Here is an 18,131-nt window from a genome sequence, read left to right on the forward strand (position 1 = left end):
TCATTAACCTCTTTAAAACCATCAAGATCAAGATAAAGGACAGCTATATGACCTCTATGTTGAGATAGTGTCATCGCATGACGTAGTCTGTCTGATTTTAAAACACGATTAGGCAATCCTGTGAGAGGATCATAATGCGCCATGTATTTGAGCTGATCTTCATGCTCCTTGGTTTCAGTGACATCCTGGATGGTTCCAACCATTTTTACTGGCGTATTCATCTCATCGAATTCAAGTTTACCCAGTCCATTAACCCATCGAATAGCGTGATCATTTTGTCGAACTATTCGATATTCACGGTCAAACCTTTGATGATTATCAACAACATATTCTTGAAAATAGATAGACATACTTTCACGATCATCCGGATGGATAAGATTAAGCCATCCATTCAATGAATGTTCATAGTGATGGTCAATCCCAAATATTTCATCGAGGGTATCAGAACTTTTCCACAACATGGTTTTCATATCTAAACTATAGCTTCCAATCCCTGCATTACGTTGAGATTGATTGAGAAAACTTTCACTCTCTTGTAATGCAATTTCTATTTTTTTACGTTCAGTGATGTCTCGTGAAATCCCAAATATTCCAAATAGATCTCCCTCTTTTGTAAAAACAGGTCCCTTTGTTATCCAAAAATATTTTTCCATACCACTGGCAGTTATGAGATATTCATCATGATTGACTATTTTTCCATTAAGAGCTATCGAACGATCCATTATTCGTAATTGATCGGCAATTTCGGGAGAAAAAATGACTGAATCGCCGTTTCCGATAACTTCTTCAGGAGTAACACCGGTTAAAATACCGGCTCCGATATTGAAAAGAATGTATTTTCCCTCTAAATCTTTAACAAATATGGCATCAGGAGAACTGTTGATTATCGTTTGGAGAAGTGCATCTTTTTGAGTAAGCTGTAAATGAGCCATTTTTTGTTCATTAATATGCTGCATGTACTCAATATGGTGTTTATGAAAATAGTGATAGTTTAAAAGAAGTAGTAATATAGCTGTAACTATAATAAAAAACCACCCTTTGTAGTTTTGAAAAAGGGTTAATTCATGAATATTTCCGGATGAAAGGAACTCAACCAAGTTATCTGAAAAGTAAATCCATAGGATTCCAACGATGAGATAAATAATTGAAATTCGTAAAGCACTTTTATAACTATGCAAGTCCTTCATTTCTATGATTTTTCCTTGAGTATTAATTGAAAACATTATACACTGCATTGAATCTCTTGTATATTATTAAACAAATTATAAAATTATCTGATAAGTTTATGATAGTCAAAACGGACGATAAATATATATCCTCGAGGGTTAGATATAATGCTATAAACAAAAAAGGACTTTTTAATGAATGAACAGATGTTAATCGAACTGCAACATCATATCTCTCAACTAATTGGCGATCATAGTGCAAAAATGGCGCTGGCGCTCAACAACTATGTTCTAGATACAGCGGCTTCAACAGCAATTTACTCAATCGAAAAATCGACAGGGAATAAACTCTCTAATGATGAAAAAGATAAAATATTAGCTTCAATCATGAGTGCAATGGATGGTAAATTAGAGAACTACATCCAACAAGCCTACGCTGCTGAATAAATAATTAACGGGTTACTAATCGATTATAATTTTTAGGAATGAGTTTTGCTTATAACTAATTATATTATTCGATCAAGGAACCGTTATGAGTATCGCTATAGGAAGTGTTTATTCGGCTGTATTTGAATACATCGAAATTTTTAGTGAAGTCTGGGCAGATAAGATTTTTTAACCCTCTCTGCCTATCGTCAACTATTTTCTTTTCCATAAACTGTGGGGTCGATACCAAAACGACTCATGCGGTTTCCCTACATGAATCTCTTCATAATACTCTTTTTCATGGGCGTGCATCGCGTCACGGATAGAGTTTACCGTCTGTTTTTGCGCTTCAATCGGTGCGGATAGAACACAATACTCTCCATCGGTCAGCTCGTTGTTAAAACGCTCCTCATCAAATGTTTTACCCAAATACTGCACCACATAGCGCAAATCACGTTCGGCATTGCCCAAACAGCTCGTAGCCCCAGGTGAGGGTGTCATATTAAAAATTATCCCCTCTCCGGTGTTGATCGACGCCTCTCCCAACATCAATTTTTGCTGTTTTTTATCAATCACCTGCGGTCGTACCCCACCGAAACCGTGAGCGTACTCAAACTCTTCAAGTTGTAAAGAGGGGACGATTTTACGGGCATCGTGTAAAAAAAGACGCTTGTTAAAGTAGGGGAGTTCAAAAAGAAAGTTACGGAAAATATAGTTACGGATGTCTGATTCACGCAAGAGTTTCCATAATGCACTGACAACCTTGCTATCGAGTCGCAGTGTTTTCCAAAAATCGAGATACGTTCCACCCGTAAATCGTTCGAGTTTAGGAAGGACGAGGGCAGTAGGACCAAATCGTGTATTGCCATCGGCAAGGATATCAGGATCGCCGTGGAGGGCGGCAAAGGGGAGCTTCGGATTTTGGATCATGTAGACTTTACCGTTTAGGATATGTTGGGTTGTAAGGTAAAAACTCCCTGCTACAGGAAGACAGGCGTAATCGAGTCCGTGACCGATTCCATGAGCCAAATAAAGACTGTGGGCTCCCGCATCAACAACGACAAAATCAGCGGTAAACGTCTCCTCTTTGGTCTGAATGCTGTATCCACGTGAGGGACTTTTTTCGATTTTGAGAACGGGTGAGTTTAAAAAGAGATCGACGGTGGTATTGGGTTCTTTTTGAGCGTTCGTTATAAAAGACTCCGCCATCTTGCCATAATCGACTGTCGTCCACTGGCCACTCGCTCCGATACCGACTATCACTTCAGGGCGTTCGTTCCCATGTTCATCGAAAACAACGCGCGGTTCGAGTGTTTTGAGTTTTTCTTTGTCCCACACTTCGAGGTAGGGGAACAATTCTGAAAACTCTTCATAACGTTGCAGGAGAAACTCAACCTCTGCCTCTCCGATCCCTAGAGCCATTTTCTGATGGGAAAAAATTATGCTGTTTTGGTAACCGTGTTGAAGGCAATACTTTTCGACCATTTTAGCTGTCCGTTTGGTAATAGCCGCTTTTGAGAGGGTATAGTTGGTTTCGATATCCCCGACATGAATGGTTTGTGAGTTGGCTGTCCCTTTGGAGTTCAATGTCGCAATAGAGCCGTATTTTTCAACTACGGCAATTTTAGAGATATCGCTATAGCGTGCGAACTCGTAGGCGAGGGCACACCCCGATATTCCTGCTCCGACAATGAGTACTTCGTAATGGTGATTGATCATATAACTCTTTTAATTTTAATATATAGGCTATTGTATAATATTTAATATGTATTTTCATTCTGAAACAGTTTTAATGAGATTAATATGAGATAAACTCTACTTTATTTATATCAATAGGAAAACTATGAAACATATCCTCATCTATACATTAGAAATCGATGCTAATCTTATATTACAAAAACTTTTGGGAGAGTACGAAATTATTGTATGCCATAGGTTTGCGGATGCAATGGAAAGTATTGCTCAAAAAGTTCCTCATCTTATAATTTCTGATTACAATGCACTTCGTCATGATGAGGGTGCATTTCATTATGCTTTGCATAATGATTTTATAATGATAGATATCCCTGTTATTGCAATAGGATGTTTTGAAACGGATTCAATAGAAATGCTTTCTATTAAGCAAAAACTCTATACGTTTAATATTAAACGTTATTTGTATATTCATTCTGAACGCATTGACCTTCTACAAATAGTGGAATGGGAGCTTAATAAATGGAACCCTCATTTGGGAAGTTATACTCACCGTTTTGTAAAATCTTTTTTATTATTTGCCGATTCTAAAAAATACGAGCAGCGTATGCGAATACATTTAACCTATATTATGTCTCATTATTTACTCTCGAATGTGGCTATATCAGATATTAAATTCGCATCAGCAATTCTTTCAACGACTTTTACAACTCAAAACTATGAGAGTGTTCTTGATTTTTATACAAATATGCGTTTTGCACGGCCTATTTTACAGCTTTTAAAAAATGTAAATACTCCTTCTACAATTGAAGAAGAGATGCTAGCTGCTGTATTTTTGCTAGAAACACATTTGAATTCTCCAGAAAGTGACCTTATCGAGTTTCCAGTTTTTTCTGGAATACGACCTGAAGTTATTAGCTATTTAAGAGAAACTTATCTTGAAAAGCGATATTTTCTCCAAAGTTACAAAGATGTCATCCCTTTTTGGGAAGAGATAAGTAATCTTCTCCTTAATAATCCTCTATTTGACGATCAACAGATTAGTTGTTTACTTGAAAAAGTTCAAGAGTGTTTAATGCTGGTACTCGTTGAATATCAGCGTGCATATTTGCAAATAGTTAATGAGTATGAAAAAATTTCAATTTTGATCACTCCGCTTGGTGATATGAGCAATACTATACTTTGTTGGGCAGAACAAACTCTAAATGATGTTACATTCAGTATTGATAAGAATGGTGTATTATCGATTGCACTTATCTATAGGAGGAAAGAATTCCAAAAAAATGAGATAACTATTTCTGATAAAGATCTTTTGCTGCATGATTCGCATGGTTTGAATCGTTACAGTGCTGCAGAATATATTCGTGATTTAGGGGGAATTAATAATATAGTAGATGAACTCCAACTTATGGATGAAATCTTAGTGGATATTTTTAATCTACTCGATCAAAAGAATGACCTAAATCGGGAAGCAACACGCAAAAATCTTATTAAATGTATTCGAGAATACCGTAGTGTACTACAAAATAATTTTTATGAATTTCAGGCAATCGCGTTAACATTATTGAAGCTTGAAAATTTACTAAATGAGGTTAAAAATCACGTAGAACTTGATATTATTAAGCTTACCCGATTATTGCAGCTTGTTTTTGATGATCTCGGTGCTTGGAAGACGACAGTTTTTGAGAATCAAATGGTCAATGATATTAATTATCTTGACAGCTCGATATTAAGCTCTTCATATCAAATAGAGACATTATTTTTCCCTGTTGAAGAAAGCATAGATGAAGAGTGTGAATTTTTCTAAAGTCTATTTATTAAATTAGATATTTGATCTGAAAAATTTTGATAAATAATGCTATATTACATATATACGTCAACCAAAAAAGGATAGGGCATGAGTTCCATCACCCTCACTGATAACCGTACCGGTAAAAGTTATGAATTTTCAATCCTCGAAGCGGCTATAGGACCCGATGTTATTGATGTCCGTACTCTCTACAAAGAGACAGGGATGTTTACCTACGATCCGGGGTTTACTTCGACTGCGAGTTGCAGTTCCGCCATCACGTACATTGACGGAGAAAAAGGTGAATTGCTCTACCGTGGATATGATATCAGTGATTTAGCGACGAAAAAGAGTTATTTAGATGTTGCTTATCTTCTTTTAATGGGGAAACTTCCCAATGATACAGAGCGTGCATCGTTTGATATCGAATTGCGAAAACGCTCTTTTGTTCATGAGGGGTTAAAACGCCTTTTTGATGCTTTTCCCGATAAAGCCCATCCGATGGCAATGATGTCTTCCGCCGTCTCAGCCCTCTCTACTTTTTATTTTGAACACCTTAACGTATCAAGCGACGAAGAGGCACAAGTGATGGCACGGCGTATCATCGCCAAGATCCCGACACTGGCTGCTTTTACCCATCGACGGATGTTTGGAATTCCTTATATCTATCCTGATATCGAACGCCCCTTTACCGAAAACTTTCTCTATATGCTCCGTGCGTATCCAGGAGAAAATCTCGAAATCCGGGATGTTGAGGTCAAAGCACTTGATACCATCTTTACTCTTCACGCCGATCATGAACAAAACGCTTCAACCTCTACCGTACGTGCTGTTGCGTCCACTGGAGCCCATCCGTATGCATCCTTATCGGCTGGGATCAATGCACTGTGGGGGAGAGCGCACGGCGGTGCTAACGAATCGGTAATCGGTCAACTCGAATACATAGGAAGTGTCGATAATGTTGATGATTTCATCGCACGTGCGAAAGATCCGAACGATGAGTTCAAACTGATGGGATTCGGGCACAGAGTCTATAAAAATTTTGATCCGCGGGCCAAAATCTTAAAAAATCTCCTCGATCAGCTCAAAGATGAATTGGGGGTAAATAACGAACTTCTCAAAATTGCTGAGAAGATTGAACAAATTGCTCTTCATGACGAGTACTTTATTCAACGTAAACTCTATCCAAATATAGATTTTTATTCTGGGCTCATTTTAACTGCCCTAAAAATTCCTAAATCGATGTTTACGATTATTTTTGTAATCGGCCGTTCGGTGGGATGGGTTGCTCAATGGATTGAGCTCAAAAAAGATAAAGAGATGAAGATCGCCCGTCCAAGACAGCGCTATATCGGAGAGCAAAAAAAGTTGCTGTAATTATCTAAAAGTATACTCAATATTAGATAGTATATTTTTGTAAATCTTTATACGAGTTAATATTCTCATTTGGTAAATCAAAATGGTTGTGCTCACAATGAAGACCACTGGTCCTGAGCAATTCTGTGTTGTTTATTTTATCTATATCTATCATCTGATGGGTTATATTTATGAGGGCAAAATCATCTCCAAAAACACGAAAAATTTGGAAATTTGGAAATTCAGACATTAAATAAATAGCAAATTTGCTTAATACTATATCCCCTTCACTCCAACCATATTGTCGATTATAAGAGGTGAATTTTTTTAACATTATCATGTTCAAACATAATTTTTTATCCTCATTTTTACTTTTTTTCAAAACCAAATCGAGATAGTCATGGTTATGAAGATGGGTCAGCGGATCTTTATAAAAATAGGCAAATCGTTCATCATCGAGCTCAGAATTGGGTTCCTGGGATACATTTTTATCGATATTGACTAATTTTAAGACATCAAGCGCATATTTCATGACGTTAGGATCATACCAGATACCGCTTAGCTCTTGGAGTTCGTTAATCGCTTCTTCAGATGATTTTCTTGTTTTATATATTCGTCCTGTAGTCATAGCATCAAACGCATCTGCAACTCCCATGATACGAGCTTCTATCGGTATTTCATCCCCTTTTAGAGATCTCGGATAACCACTGCCATCATAGTGTTCATGATGAGCATAAATTATCTCCACAAAATTATTGTACATTGGTACTTCGGAAAGTATTTCATATCCGGCAGTAACATGATTTTTAATCAAAGAGTACTCATCATCGCTCAACTTCCCTGGTTTTAGTAAAATTGCATCGGGTGTTGTAATTTTTCCGATATCGTGCAATATTCCTGCCTGATAAATTAAATCACATGCACTCTCATCAAACCCCATAGACTTAGCAATAAGTTTCGAATAATTTGCAACCCGCTCACTGTGCCCCCCTGTGTAGGTATCCCGACCCTCAATCATTTTTACCAAAGATCGAATCGCTTGTTCATAATTGGAGATAAGTTGATTTTGTAAAAGAAGAACTTTTTTGGTTCGTTCATCTACCATCGATTCAAGTTGTGATTTGTACATCTCATTTTCCCGAAATGCACTTAATTTGTCTATAGATATATCCAGCATCGTCACTACTTGAAAGAAGTCAATCGGCTTAATCAAATAACCGGTCACCCCTAACTGTATACATTTAGATAATATTTCTGAACTTGTATCGGCGGAGAGGACGATTATTTCTTGTTTCTCATTATGTACACGGATATTTTGAATCAACTCCAGACCAGACATCTTTGGCATGATTATATCGGTTATAATAATGTCATATGTATGATTTAAAAACTTATCAAGTCCTTCGACACCGTCAACCGCCGTGTCAATATGATCAAATATTTTGGATAAAAAAAGTGTCGCTTTTTCACGCAACGAGGCTTCATCTTCAACATAAAGAATAGAGAAATGTTTTGCCTTCTCTTTAAGAGATTCTACTTTTTTCTTTATATTTTCCATTATTACAGCCTATTCATTTTCATTTACTCTTGTAGAACTTCTTCTTTTCTTAGCAATCGTATTTTAAAACATGCCCCATTATTGTTATTATTGGATGCTTCTATGATCCCATGAAGATGTTCTTCAACAATCATTTTAGACATATAAAGTCCTAATCCTGTCCCAGTTTTTTCATCTTTTGTTGAGAAATAGGGATCAAATATTTTTGGTAAAATAGATTCATCAATTCCACCGCCGTTATCACAAATTTCCGTATTGACATATTGCTCATCATCATAAGTTCTGATTTCAATTACTCCATAATCTATATTGTTCAATACTAATGAATCACGTGCGTTATTTATAACATTGACAAAAACCTGCATTAATTCGCGTGGATATGCGTCAATATACGATTCACTTTCATACGAAGTTACCAGTTTTATAGCATGATTGACAATACTCTCTTTAACAATTAGTAAGGTTTCATCCATAATATTTTCTACTTTTACGGTTGCAACTGCTTTGTCCGGTTTAAAAAAATTTCTGAAATCATCTATCGTTTTAGACAAATGTTTGGTCTGTTCTAAAATATCTTGTGCATATCCTTCAGCTGAATCATTGTTAAATGTCTCAAATGCAATATCAATGAGCATATTGTTAGCATCCATGGCGATACCGGCTATCGGTTGGCGCCATTGATGGGCAATCATGCCGATCATCTCCCCCATCGCAGCATGACGCGACTGTGCCATCATCATCTCATCTTTTTTCTTTAACTCAGTAATATCCATAGCAGAAGTGACAACCGTGCGTTTACCATCAATAATACCTAAAGGTGCTGAGCTGAACTGCCAAATTAGGGTATTTCCCCCTTTGGTCGTGACTGAAGCTTCTCCCATATCAATTTTGTGTTGTAATGAATAAAGTATATCCATATACTGATGCATAAGCGGTTTGTTTTTCGCACATGCTTTTTCTGCCCATTTTTCTACTGTATTTATCTCCTCATATCTGTAACCGCTGAGAGATTGCCAGACATGATTGACCATAACAACTTCTCCATTTTCATTGTGAAGCATGATGGGATTGGGTGCCTCTTGTAGAATTGTTTCCAACTCTTTTTTCTTTTGCGTTAATGCCTCTTCTGCAATTCTCAGTTCCGTTACATTAGCAGAATTTCCGACTAACCCTAAAATTTTTCCGACTGAATTAATGAGTGGTGATTTAACAGTAAAGAGATAAACCTGCGTGCCATCAGGGTAAGTTACCCACTCGAAATTAGATTTACTTGAGTTTTCCTCAAACATTTTTTCATCATGGTGGCGAAAGAAATCGGCAACCTCTTTGTCAAAAATTTCGTAATCACTTTTCCCGATTATCTCTTGAGAGGTTTTTCCTACAAATTGTTCGAATGCCTGATTGCAAACAATATACGTAAAATTGCTATCTTTAACAAATAGGATATTATCAACACTATCAATGATATTTTCGTATAGTTCTTTTGTATCAGTGAGTTTATTGGTATGTTCATATAAGTTTTGCTCAATTTTGATATTGTAAAGGGCATATGATATATCACCGGCGACTTCATGTAATAAGGATGTTTCTTCTATATCATTCAGACTTTCGGGATTAACAGAGAGTGTAAGATTACCAAAAACCGTTCCATGATGTGCTAATGGTATACTGAACGCACCTTTGTTCTCATACAAATCTTTGAAAGGGCAATCTAAACAGCTCTGAGCAGTATTTTCTATTAATAAATGACCTATATTTTTGTTGGGAATATTTTTAATACAGTGGGGCATCCATCCGTTTTCGATTTTATTTTTTAATTGGCTAAAATTTTCTGAATCATCAGCACTGGTAATATATTCCATACATTTTGCGTCATCGTAAAGAATGATCCATGCGTTACTATATATACGGTTACTAACCATAATCGTACAAATCTCTTGAACTAATTTTTCTTTATTTTTTTCTCTGACGATTAGCTGATTGACGTCACGTATTACGGAGAGTAAATTGGTTAAGTGGGCATTTTTAAAGATATAGTTTGAAATTTTGCGTATAGAGTAATATGCCATCAAAAACAATAATAACATCACAGCAATACCGATAGAAATACTGCTAGTTCGGAACTGTTCATGCATTACATCAGAATAGGCTTTAAAATCACTGGCTTTGGTTTGCGCATAGATATGAAGTTTTAGTGTTGAGTGCTCTAATTTTAAAACCTGATTTGCCCCTTTTCCTTTGGTGATGGCAATGGCTTCTCCTCTTTTATGGTTTTTAACCAGAGTGATTACTTCATCACGTATCGGTTTCCACTCATGAAACAACGCTCTGGTTTGTTCTTCGAGTTTTTTTCCCTCTTTATCTTTGACTTTTTGTTGGATGATATCTAGATAATGGTAGATATGCTGCTCATGTGTATTAACTGCTCTGATATAGAGTTGTAGCTCCTCATCCGATTCGGATAGAACAATATCTTTCATATCACGATGTATTCTATACACATCTGATTGAACCAATAATGTGGCATTGGAGACTTTAAACGGGTATTCAAAAAGGTCATTTGTGAGTTTCTTCATTTCCTGAATTTGATATAGACTATAAAATTTAGAAATAATAATAAGAGTGGCTACGAGGAGAAATACCATTAAAATAAAACGTGTCTGTTTGTGACTTTTTTGAAATATTTGCATTAGTATTTCCTTTTTTATCACTCTAAATAGTATGAAGTTTGATTGTATATCAGGTAGCCTAAAACTATTATTTAGCCGTTAATTTGGTATAATAAGAGATATGTATCTGATTAGGAGCTGTTATGGAGTGTGAATTTCCGACCATCAATGCTACGAATAATGAAATAAAAATCATTTTAGACGATGTTAAAACAATCGCGGTTCTGGGTCTTTCTCCTGATGCTAGCAAAGACAGTTACCGTGTCGCCGAATACCTCAAAAATGCGGGATATACGATTATCCCTGTCTATCCTAAAGAAGATACTATTCTGGGAGAGAAGGTATACCGATCATTGGGTGAAATCCCGTTTGAAGTCGATATGGTTAATATCTTCCGAAAGCCTGATGCTCTTGACGCTATCACGGACGCGTGTATCGAGCGAGGTGATGTAAAAGTATTTTGGGCACAAAAAGGGATCGTCAACAATGAAGCTGCCGAGCGTGCTAGAGATGCGGGAATGAAAGTAGTCCAAAATCATTGCAGTATGGTTGAGCATCGTCTCATTCACGAATAAAGGGAAAGTTTGATCGATTTAAAAACCATATATGAGGCGCATGAACGAATCAAAAATGTGATCGTCAAAACGCCGTTTGCACATGCTCCGCGTCTGAGCCAAGAATCAGGAAGTAATGTTTATCTCAAAAAAGAGAATCTCCAAGTCACAGGTGCTTTTAAAATTCGCGGTGCCTACAATAAAATTGCCTCACTAAGCGATGAAGAACGCTCATGCGGTGTCATTGCCGCCAGTGCGGGGAACCATGCCCAAGGGGTTGCGATGGCGGCTCAAATGTTCGGCGCACGCGCTCTGATCGTGATGCCCGAATCGACTCCGCTTACCAAAATTAACGGGGTCAGCTATTACGGTGCTGAAGTTATTCTGGCAGGTAGTAACTATGATGAGGCGTATGCGTATGCTTCGACTTACGGGAGCGAACATGGCATGGTATTTGTCCATCCGTTTGCCGATGATGCGGTTATGGCAGGGCAGGGAACAATCGCCATCGAAATGCTCGAATGTATAGATAATTTAGATGCCATCATTATTCCTGTCGGTGGCGGTGGACTTATCGCAGGTATGGCTTCGGCGATCAAATCGATTGCTCCCCATATCCGCGTGATCGGTGTTGGTGCAGCAGGTGCTCCGGCAATGCGCGAGTCGTTTGATGCTAAAACAGCGATTGATACGACCAGTGTTCGCACCATTGCGGATGGTATCGCCGTGCGTGATACGTCGCCGATCACCCTCGGCCATATCCTCGAATCAGTGGATGAGTTTATCAGTGTTGATGATGAAGAGATTGCGAATGCTATTTTGTTCTTGTTGGAGCGTCAAAAACTCGTTGTTGAGGGGGCAGGGGCAGCAGGTGTTGCGGCACTCCTCCACCACAAAATAGAAGGACTTGAAAATAAAAATGTTGGTGTTGTTCTCAGCGGTGGAAACATGGATGTTACACTCCTCTCCATCATCATCGAAAAAGGTCTGATCAAATCCGGACGTAAGATGAAGCTGACCGTCACCTTGATCGACAAGCCGGGGGCATTGATGAAACTCACAGAAATGCTTCAAGGGCTTAACGCCAATATTGTCCATATTGATTATGACCGCACCTCGACTTCGTTGGCATACGGGGATGCGAATGTTACCATTCACCTTGAGACCAAAGGGAAAGCTCACCAAGATGAAATTCGTGTAGCAATGCACGCCAATCACTATCTCAGTAGCGAAGAACATTAAGGGATAGGGATATGGAAGTTTTAAAAGGGTTCAATTTTAAACACCCAGTACTTCATATCAAAACTCTCAGTAACGGTAATGTGGGTGTCATTGATGCACAAAATGCTCTCCGTATTATCGATACGGCTACCTATAAAGTTATTGATGGATTTAAAACCAATATTTTGCATGAGCGGTATATCGGCACGTATGTCGATGTGACACCCGATGGTGAGTACTCTATTTCTGCCCTTTTGGGAACCAATCAAGCCGCTATATTTAGCCTCTCTCAACGAAAGCTCATCTATAAAGTCGGACGTCACCAAGGTGAAGTAGAGTGTGTCGGTCTCGATCCGAACGGCCGCTATTTTATTACCGGTGGGCAAGACGGAAAATCATTCGTATGGGTTCTAAAGACATCCCGTCTCGCTTTTACCTTGCCTCCTCATTCGGATTATGTCAGTACGGTTACGTTTAATGATAACGGGCAGTGGATTGCTACCGGAAGTTTTGATCATACGATCAATTTGCTCAATATCGCAACGATGAATCACCCGTTGAAACTGCGTGGACACACGAGTACGATTGTTAAAATCCTTTTTCTACCGGATGCAAAATTGCTCTCGGTTGATAAAGAGGGTGGATTAATCGTTTGGGATATGCGTAATGCTAAAGTGATAAAACGGCTCCAAAAAATGAACGATGAAGTCACCTCTATGTGTTTAAGTACCAGTAAACGATTCGTTTTCGTCACCACAAAACTGGGTTATATCGGTTTATACGACATGGATACGATGGAGCAGGTTTCAAGCCACTATATAAAAGAATCCACTACAATAACCTCTGTCGCTTTTTTGAGTCATCCAATCCGTTTAGCTATCGGTACGTTAGAGGGTAATTTGCATTTTTACTCTATTTTGGGTGATGAAGAGATTTATGCGCAGATGCTACGTGAGGGGGAGTTTAAACTCTTTTATGCGGCACTAGAGGACAATCCGATGCTCTCGTATTCCAAAGCATATGATGTGGCAGAAAAAATTTGGCTCGATGTTATCAAAAAGGGTCGTGTCTATCTTGAAAAAAATGATCGAAAAAAAGCAAAAGAACTTTTTGATCCATTTATAGGAATCCCGAAAAAAAATTCTCAAATTTCCCAGTTGCTTAGTTCGTATGAAAAATATGAACAATTTCAAAAGTGTGTTCAAGAGGGACGGCTTCCGCTAGCGTACTCGTTAGCTAAACAATATCCGGCGTTTCAAGATTCAGAACTTTATCGTAAGATGGAAGAAAAATGGAAAAAGCTTTTTTTCAAAGCGCAAGAGCTGATTATTTCCTCTAATGGAGATGAAAAGGCGAAAGAATTGTTAGCCCCTTATCGGGGAATTTCCGATAAATCAGTATTGATTCAACAACTTTTTGAAGATCGTAAAATGTATCTTTATTTCAAAAAAACGATTGCTCAGTACGACTATGTAAAATTTTTTGCCCTTGTTAAAAAGCATCCGTTTTTAAAAGAATTTTCGGAATACACCAATGTGATGGAGTATGCCGATAAACTTTATATCCAATCTCAAAAAGCGTATGCCAAAGGGGATTTTCCGACGTCACGAAAAGCGTGTGAAGTTCTTGTCTCCTTCCCTGATTATTCGAAAGAGGCTCAAGATATGCTCGATACGTTGCGGATCAAACACCTTTTCTATGAAGCTATCTCGTCTAACAACCTCTCCAACGCTTTTATGTATATGAGCTCTTTCCCATTATTGTACGAAACCTCAGAAGCACAAGCCCTAGAGCGTCAATGGAACAGTGCGGTTGATAAAGGACAAAAATTGGCCGCCAGTGGGAATCCTCGCGAAACACTTGCTGTTTTTGAACCTTATTTCGGTATCCGTTCTAAATATCAAGCAATGGCGGCGGTAATAGCACAATCGTATTGCGCTCAAATAGAGCAAAAAATACGCCTTCACCCCTCAAACGATTCGATTGGGCTTGGGATACGCCAATATGTAGCTCTCTTCGGTGTGGATGAAGGAATTATGAGCATTGTTGAATTATTTAATAAGGTTTCACTGATCAAGATGGATCTTCGCTCACTTCGACAAGGGTCGTTAGAGACATGGAGCCCATCGAATAAAATTGATGACATTACTCTAAGAGTATAGATGATTGCTATTGATTTGGGTTCCAATACGATCCGTTTCATTGAATTTGATGGGGAGATGTGGGGAAAAAGTTATGAGAAGATTGTCCGTACAGCTGAAAACCTGCATCAGACACAATGCATCAATGATCCTGCGATAAGACGGATTATTGATGCCATCAATGAAGCCAAGCAACTATTCAATTTTTCTCAATCGATCCGTCCTTATACAACCGCCGCGATGAGACTAGCCGATAACTCAACAGAGACTCTGGAGAGAATCGCCAAATCAACCGGCATACTCTTTGAAATCATCGATGGTAAGAAAGAGGCGATACTAACTCTCAATGCCGTCCGTAACCGACTCAATGTATTAGGGAAAGAACCCTCATCGTTTGTCTTGGCGGATATCGGAGGAGGATCGACGGAACTGACACGATATTCCGATGATAATGTGGAAACAGTGAGTCTGAACTACGGCATAGTTACCCTCAGCGAAGCGGGTGAAAATGATTTGCTTGAGAAGATTGATACATTTAAAAACGCCGTTCAAAATAGTGTTCCTAGCCAACCATCAACACTCGTGCTGACGGCAGGAACTCCAACTACGATTGCCGCTTATCTGTGCGGGATGGATTATGCGACGTATGTTCCTCTTATAATTAACGGTTATCGCTTACGAATAAGTGATTGCTATCGTGTGTATGATGAGCTCTTACGTATGGATGAAGCTCTCCGAACACGTTATGTCGGAGTAGGGCGGGAGAATCTTATTATTGCCGGTATTTTAATGGTGTGTGCGATTTACGAGGCGTTAGGAGCTGATGAAGCTATCATTATCGATGACGGACTGCGTGAGGGGATTGCACTGGAATATTTCAATCTGCCCTAAAATTTTGCCCTTTACGCGAAGTTAGCTATAATAGAAAATAAAATGTTAGGGGCGAGCATTGAAATTAACTAATATTAAACGTGTCGGTATTCTACTCCGTCCCTCAACGCCTGAACTTAAAGAGATGTTTTTCGAAGCCAAACGGATTTTTGAAGCACGCGGTATCGAGGTCATTATTGATAATATCAGCGGAGGTATGATCGGATTGATGGGGCAACCGTTTGATATGATGTGTCAAAACTCTGATTTCCTCGTCACCATCGGCGGGGATGGGACGCTTATCTCTGCCGTTCGACGCTCGTACCGCTATCAGCTCCCAGTACTGGGTATTCATGCGGGAAAACTGGGGTTTTTAGCTGATCTCGATTTTGCGGAGCTCGAATCGTTTGTCGATAAAATGTTAGAGGGTGAATACAGAATCGATCAACGTGCTGTTTTACAAGCGACGATTGTCTCTCAAAGCGGAGAGAGTGAAATTTTTGCTTTTAATGATATCGTCTTGACACGCCCCTCTATTGCTAAAATGATTAGTATTGAGACCTATGTGGATGGACGAAGTTTTAATACCTATTACGGTGACGGTGTCGTTATCTCTACCCCTACGGGTTCAACGGCATACAACCTATCCGCAGGTGGGCCTGTGCTATTTCCACTCACGCAGGTTTTTGCTCTAACCCCGATATGTCCCCATTCCCTGACACAGCGCCCCGTCGTTTTACCGGGGCATTTTGAGATCGAGATGAAAACACCCGATCCCTCGGCTTTGGTCATCATAGATGGTCAGGATTTGGTCGAAATCAGCGACAGCGATACGGTTCATATCAAACTCGCCAGCGGTGCGGCACATCTGATCCATCGCAAAGAATTTAACTATTTTGAAGTACTCAAAGAGAAGTTAGGGTGGGGTAATTAATGATTGAACGCTTTTATCTAAAAGAGTTTTTAACCTTTAAAGAGGCAGAGATGGATTTTCATCCTGGGTTGGTGGTTTTTACCGGACCCAGCGGCAGTGGTAAATCGATCCTTATGCGTTCCATCTTGGCGTCGGTCGGGTTAGAGAACGTCGAAGCGCAGGTGTGTGAATCAAGTGTTGCATGGAGTATCGATGAAGAGCGTTACGGACTTCAAAATGAATCGCTAAATGTTTTTCGACAAGTCAAAAAAGAGAAAACCCGCTATTTTATTAACAATCAAAGTACCTCCAAATCATCCATGGAAGCGATCAGCTCAGTCCATCTACGACATCTGAGTCTCAAAGATTACAGCGATTTTGAGCCCTCATCACTTTTGAGCCTTATCGATTCGCGTATTGCACTCCATTCGGCTGGGCATCTTGTTTTACTCACTGAGCATCGCACAAATTACACTGCATTCAAAAGCCTCTCCGATCAGCTAAAAGCGATAGAGGAAGAAGAGAAAAATTTATCCGATCTCAAAGAATTTGCCCTTTTTGAAATCAACAAGATTGATACGATCAAGCCCCGAATCGGTGAAGATGAAGAGCTAAATCTTATCAAAAAACAACTCTCTAAAAAAGAGAAGATCGAGAGTGCTATTGCTCAGGCACAATCCATTTTCGCATATGAATCTTCGGTCAGTTCCGCTTTAGGGTTATTGGAAGCAGATAGTGCATTTTTCGATGATGCGATGAATGAGTTGCGCAGTGTTTTTGAGAGTGCGTCAGAGAGAATGGAAGAGCTCGAAGAGCTCTCTATTGAGTCGATATTGGATCGAATAGAGCAGTTATCGGAACTAAAACGACGTTACGGCAGCGTTGAAGAGGCATTGGCGTATCGGGATCAAAAAGTTCACGAGCTTGAATCGTATGAGAATATAGAACACTCAAAAGGCGATCTGATTAAAAAGATTGCAACGCTGAAATCAGCACTGGACATATCTTCACAGATACTCTCTAAAGAGCGTCAGAGTATCCTCCATGAGACGCTCACGACGCTGAATAGCTATTTAGGGATGCTCTACCTGCGCGAAGCGACGTTGGAGCTAGAAGAGTCCCCTCTCAGCTCAACAGGAGTTGATAAAGCGGTGCTGGGTTTAGCAGGAACCAAACTCGATAAACTCAGCTCAGGGGAGTTTAATCGTCTCCGTTTGGCATTGCTGGCCATTGGTGTCGAGAGTATGCAAGGAAGCGGTGGTGTATTAATGCTCGATGAGATCGATGCAAACCTAAGCGGTGAAGAGTCGATGAGTGTTGCAAAAGTACTGCGCCACCTCTCAACCCATTATCAAATTTTTGTTATCTCTCATCAGCCTCAGCTCACCTCGATGGGGCAGCAGCACTTTTTAATCTATAAAGACGACGAAAGTCGAGTCCGAGAACTGAACGAAAATGAGCGGATCGAAGAGATTGCCCGCATTATCAGCGGTGACAGTGTCAGTGAAGAGGCACGCGGATTTGCACGTGATTTGTTTGAACGCTCACGAGGGTTAGTATGATTATCGATACCCATATCCACCTCGATGATGAACGCTATCGCGAAGATTTTGATGCAATGATGAAGCGTGCGCACGAAGCGGGTGTTAGTGCGTTTATCATCCCAGGGGCGCACCCTGCAACACTGGATCGTGCGGTAGAGCTGTGTGAACAGTATGCGGATATCTATTTTGCCGTTGGGGTTCATCCCTATGACATGGAGCACATCGAATCGGT

General features: G+C 39.4%; 14 protein-coding genes. 10 read left to right on the forward strand and 4 right to left on the reverse strand.

Annotation, left to right across the window (positions count from 1 at the left end):
* Window positions 1-1,223: PAS domain S-box protein (locus tag JZU62_RS03725; protein WP_295012019.1), on the reverse strand; the 1,223-nt coding region annotated here is incomplete at its 3' end.
* 138 nt (window positions 1,224-1,361) lie between these two features.
* Here JZU62_RS03725 and JZU62_RS03730 point away from each other — a divergent pair.
* Window positions 1,362-1,613 (forward strand): hypothetical protein, encoded by a 252-nt coding sequence (locus JZU62_RS03730; protein WP_295012021.1) that lies wholly within the window; start codon window positions 1,362-1,364, stop codon window positions 1,611-1,613.
* 192 nt (window positions 1,614-1,805) lie between these two features.
* Here the strand turns inward: JZU62_RS03730 and JZU62_RS03735 are convergent, their stop codons facing one another.
* Window positions 1,806-3,311, reverse strand: coding sequence for an FAD-dependent oxidoreductase (locus tag JZU62_RS03735; RefSeq protein ID WP_295012023.1), 1,506 nt, complete (start codon window positions 3,309-3,311; stop codon window positions 1,806-1,808).
* Window positions 3,312-3,435: 124 nt separating this feature from the next.
* Here JZU62_RS03735 and JZU62_RS03740 point away from each other — a divergent pair, with 124 nt between their 5' ends.
* Complete coding sequence (locus JZU62_RS03740; protein WP_295012025.1) at window positions 3,436-5,091, forward strand: hypothetical protein; 1,656 nt, start codon at window positions 3,436-3,438, stop codon at window positions 5,089-5,091.
* A gap of 90 nt (window positions 5,092-5,181) precedes the next feature.
* The gene (locus JZU62_RS03745) at window positions 5,182-6,450 is read left to right on the forward strand and encodes a citrate synthase (RefSeq protein ID WP_295012027.1); all 1,269 of its coding nucleotides are present in this window, start codon (window positions 5,182-5,184) and stop codon (window positions 6,448-6,450) included.
* Between the two features lie 22 nt (window positions 6,451-6,472).
* On the opposite strand, the gene JZU62_RS03750 is transcribed toward JZU62_RS03745, so the two are convergent.
* Entirely contained in the window at window positions 6,473-7,987 is a 1,515-nt protein-coding gene (locus JZU62_RS03750) for an HD domain-containing phosphohydrolase (RefSeq protein WP_295012029.1), read from the reverse strand.
* Between the two features lie 23 nt (window positions 7,988-8,010).
* On the reverse strand, window positions 8,011-10,677 hold the full coding sequence (locus JZU62_RS03755; RefSeq protein WP_295012031.1) for a PAS domain S-box protein: 2,667 nt from the start codon (window positions 10,675-10,677) through the stop codon (window positions 8,011-8,013).
* 122 nt (window positions 10,678-10,799) lie between these two features.
* On the opposite strand from JZU62_RS03755, the gene JZU62_RS03760 reads away from it, so the two are divergent.
* The 7 genes from JZU62_RS03760 to JZU62_RS03790 form a co-directional block, all read left to right on the forward strand.
* On the forward strand, window positions 10,800-11,231 hold the full coding sequence (locus tag JZU62_RS03760; protein WP_295012033.1) for a CoA-binding protein: 432 nt from the start codon (window positions 10,800-10,802) through the stop codon (window positions 11,229-11,231).
* 9 nt (window positions 11,232-11,240) lie between these two features.
* Entirely contained in the window at window positions 11,241-12,452 is a 1,212-nt protein-coding gene (gene ilvA, locus JZU62_RS03765; protein WP_295012035.1) for a threonine ammonia-lyase, read from the forward strand.
* Window positions 12,453-12,463: 11 nt separating this feature from the next.
* Window positions 12,464-14,593 carry a hypothetical protein gene (locus JZU62_RS03770; RefSeq protein WP_295012037.1) on the forward strand — a complete coding sequence of 710 codons (2,130 nt, stop codon included), beginning with the start codon at window positions 12,464-12,466 and terminating at the stop codon, window positions 14,591-14,593.
* Entirely contained in the window at window positions 14,594-15,463 is an 870-nt protein-coding gene (locus JZU62_RS03775) for a phosphatase (protein WP_295012039.1), read from the forward strand. It abuts the gene before it with no gap.
* A 58-nt stretch (window positions 15,464-15,521) separates the two neighbouring features.
* Entirely contained in the window at window positions 15,522-16,376 is an 855-nt protein-coding gene (locus tag JZU62_RS03780; protein WP_295012041.1) for an NAD(+)/NADH kinase, read from the forward strand.
* The gene (locus tag JZU62_RS03785; RefSeq protein ID WP_295012043.1) at window positions 16,376-17,917 is read left to right on the forward strand and encodes an AAA family ATPase; all 1,542 of its coding nucleotides are present in this window, start codon (window positions 16,376-16,378) and stop codon (window positions 17,915-17,917) included. The genes JZU62_RS03780 and JZU62_RS03785 overlap by 1 nt, the downstream gene beginning before the upstream one ends.
* The coding region (locus JZU62_RS03790) for a TatD family hydrolase (protein ID WP_295012045.1) at window positions 17,914-18,131 on the forward strand (218 nt) is incomplete at its 3' end. The genes JZU62_RS03785 and JZU62_RS03790, both read left to right, overlap by 4 nt.

It is taken from the genome of Sulfuricurvum sp. (assembly GCF_019163035.1).
Taxonomy (GTDB): domain Bacteria; phylum Campylobacterota; class Campylobacteria; order Campylobacterales; family Sulfurimonadaceae; genus Sulfuricurvum.

Bases quoted from the DNA above. Each gene is read 5' to 3' on its own strand.
- JZU62_RS03730 (WP_295012021.1), top strand. From the start codon at position 1,362: ATGAATGAACAGATGTTAATCGAACTGCAACATCATATCTCTCAACTA.
- JZU62_RS03735 (WP_295012023.1), bottom strand. From the start codon at position 3,311: ATGATCAATCACCATTACGAAGTACTCATTGTCGGAGCAGGAATATCG.
- JZU62_RS03740 (WP_295012025.1), top strand. From the start codon at position 3,436: ATGAAACATATCCTCATCTATACATTAGAAATCGATGCTAATCTTATA.
- JZU62_RS03745 (WP_295012027.1), top strand. From the start codon at position 5,182: ATGAGTTCCATCACCCTCACTGATAACCGTACCGGTAAAAGTTATGAA.
- JZU62_RS03750 (WP_295012029.1), bottom strand. From the start codon at position 7,987: ATGGAAAATATAAAGAAAAAAGTAGAATCTCTTAAAGAGAAGGCAAAA.
- JZU62_RS03755 (WP_295012031.1), bottom strand. From the start codon at position 10,677: ATGCAAATATTTCAAAAAAGTCACAAACAGACACGTTTTATTTTAATG.
- JZU62_RS03760 (WP_295012033.1), top strand. From the start codon at position 10,800: ATGGAGTGTGAATTTCCGACCATCAATGCTACGAATAATGAAATAAAA.
- JZU62_RS03770 (WP_295012037.1), top strand. From the start codon at position 12,464: ATGGAAGTTTTAAAAGGGTTCAATTTTAAACACCCAGTACTTCATATC.
- JZU62_RS03775 (WP_295012039.1), top strand. From the start codon at position 14,594: ATGATTGCTATTGATTTGGGTTCCAATACGATCCGTTTCATTGAATTT.
- JZU62_RS03785 (WP_295012043.1), top strand. From the start codon at position 16,376: ATGATTGAACGCTTTTATCTAAAAGAGTTTTTAACCTTTAAAGAGGCA.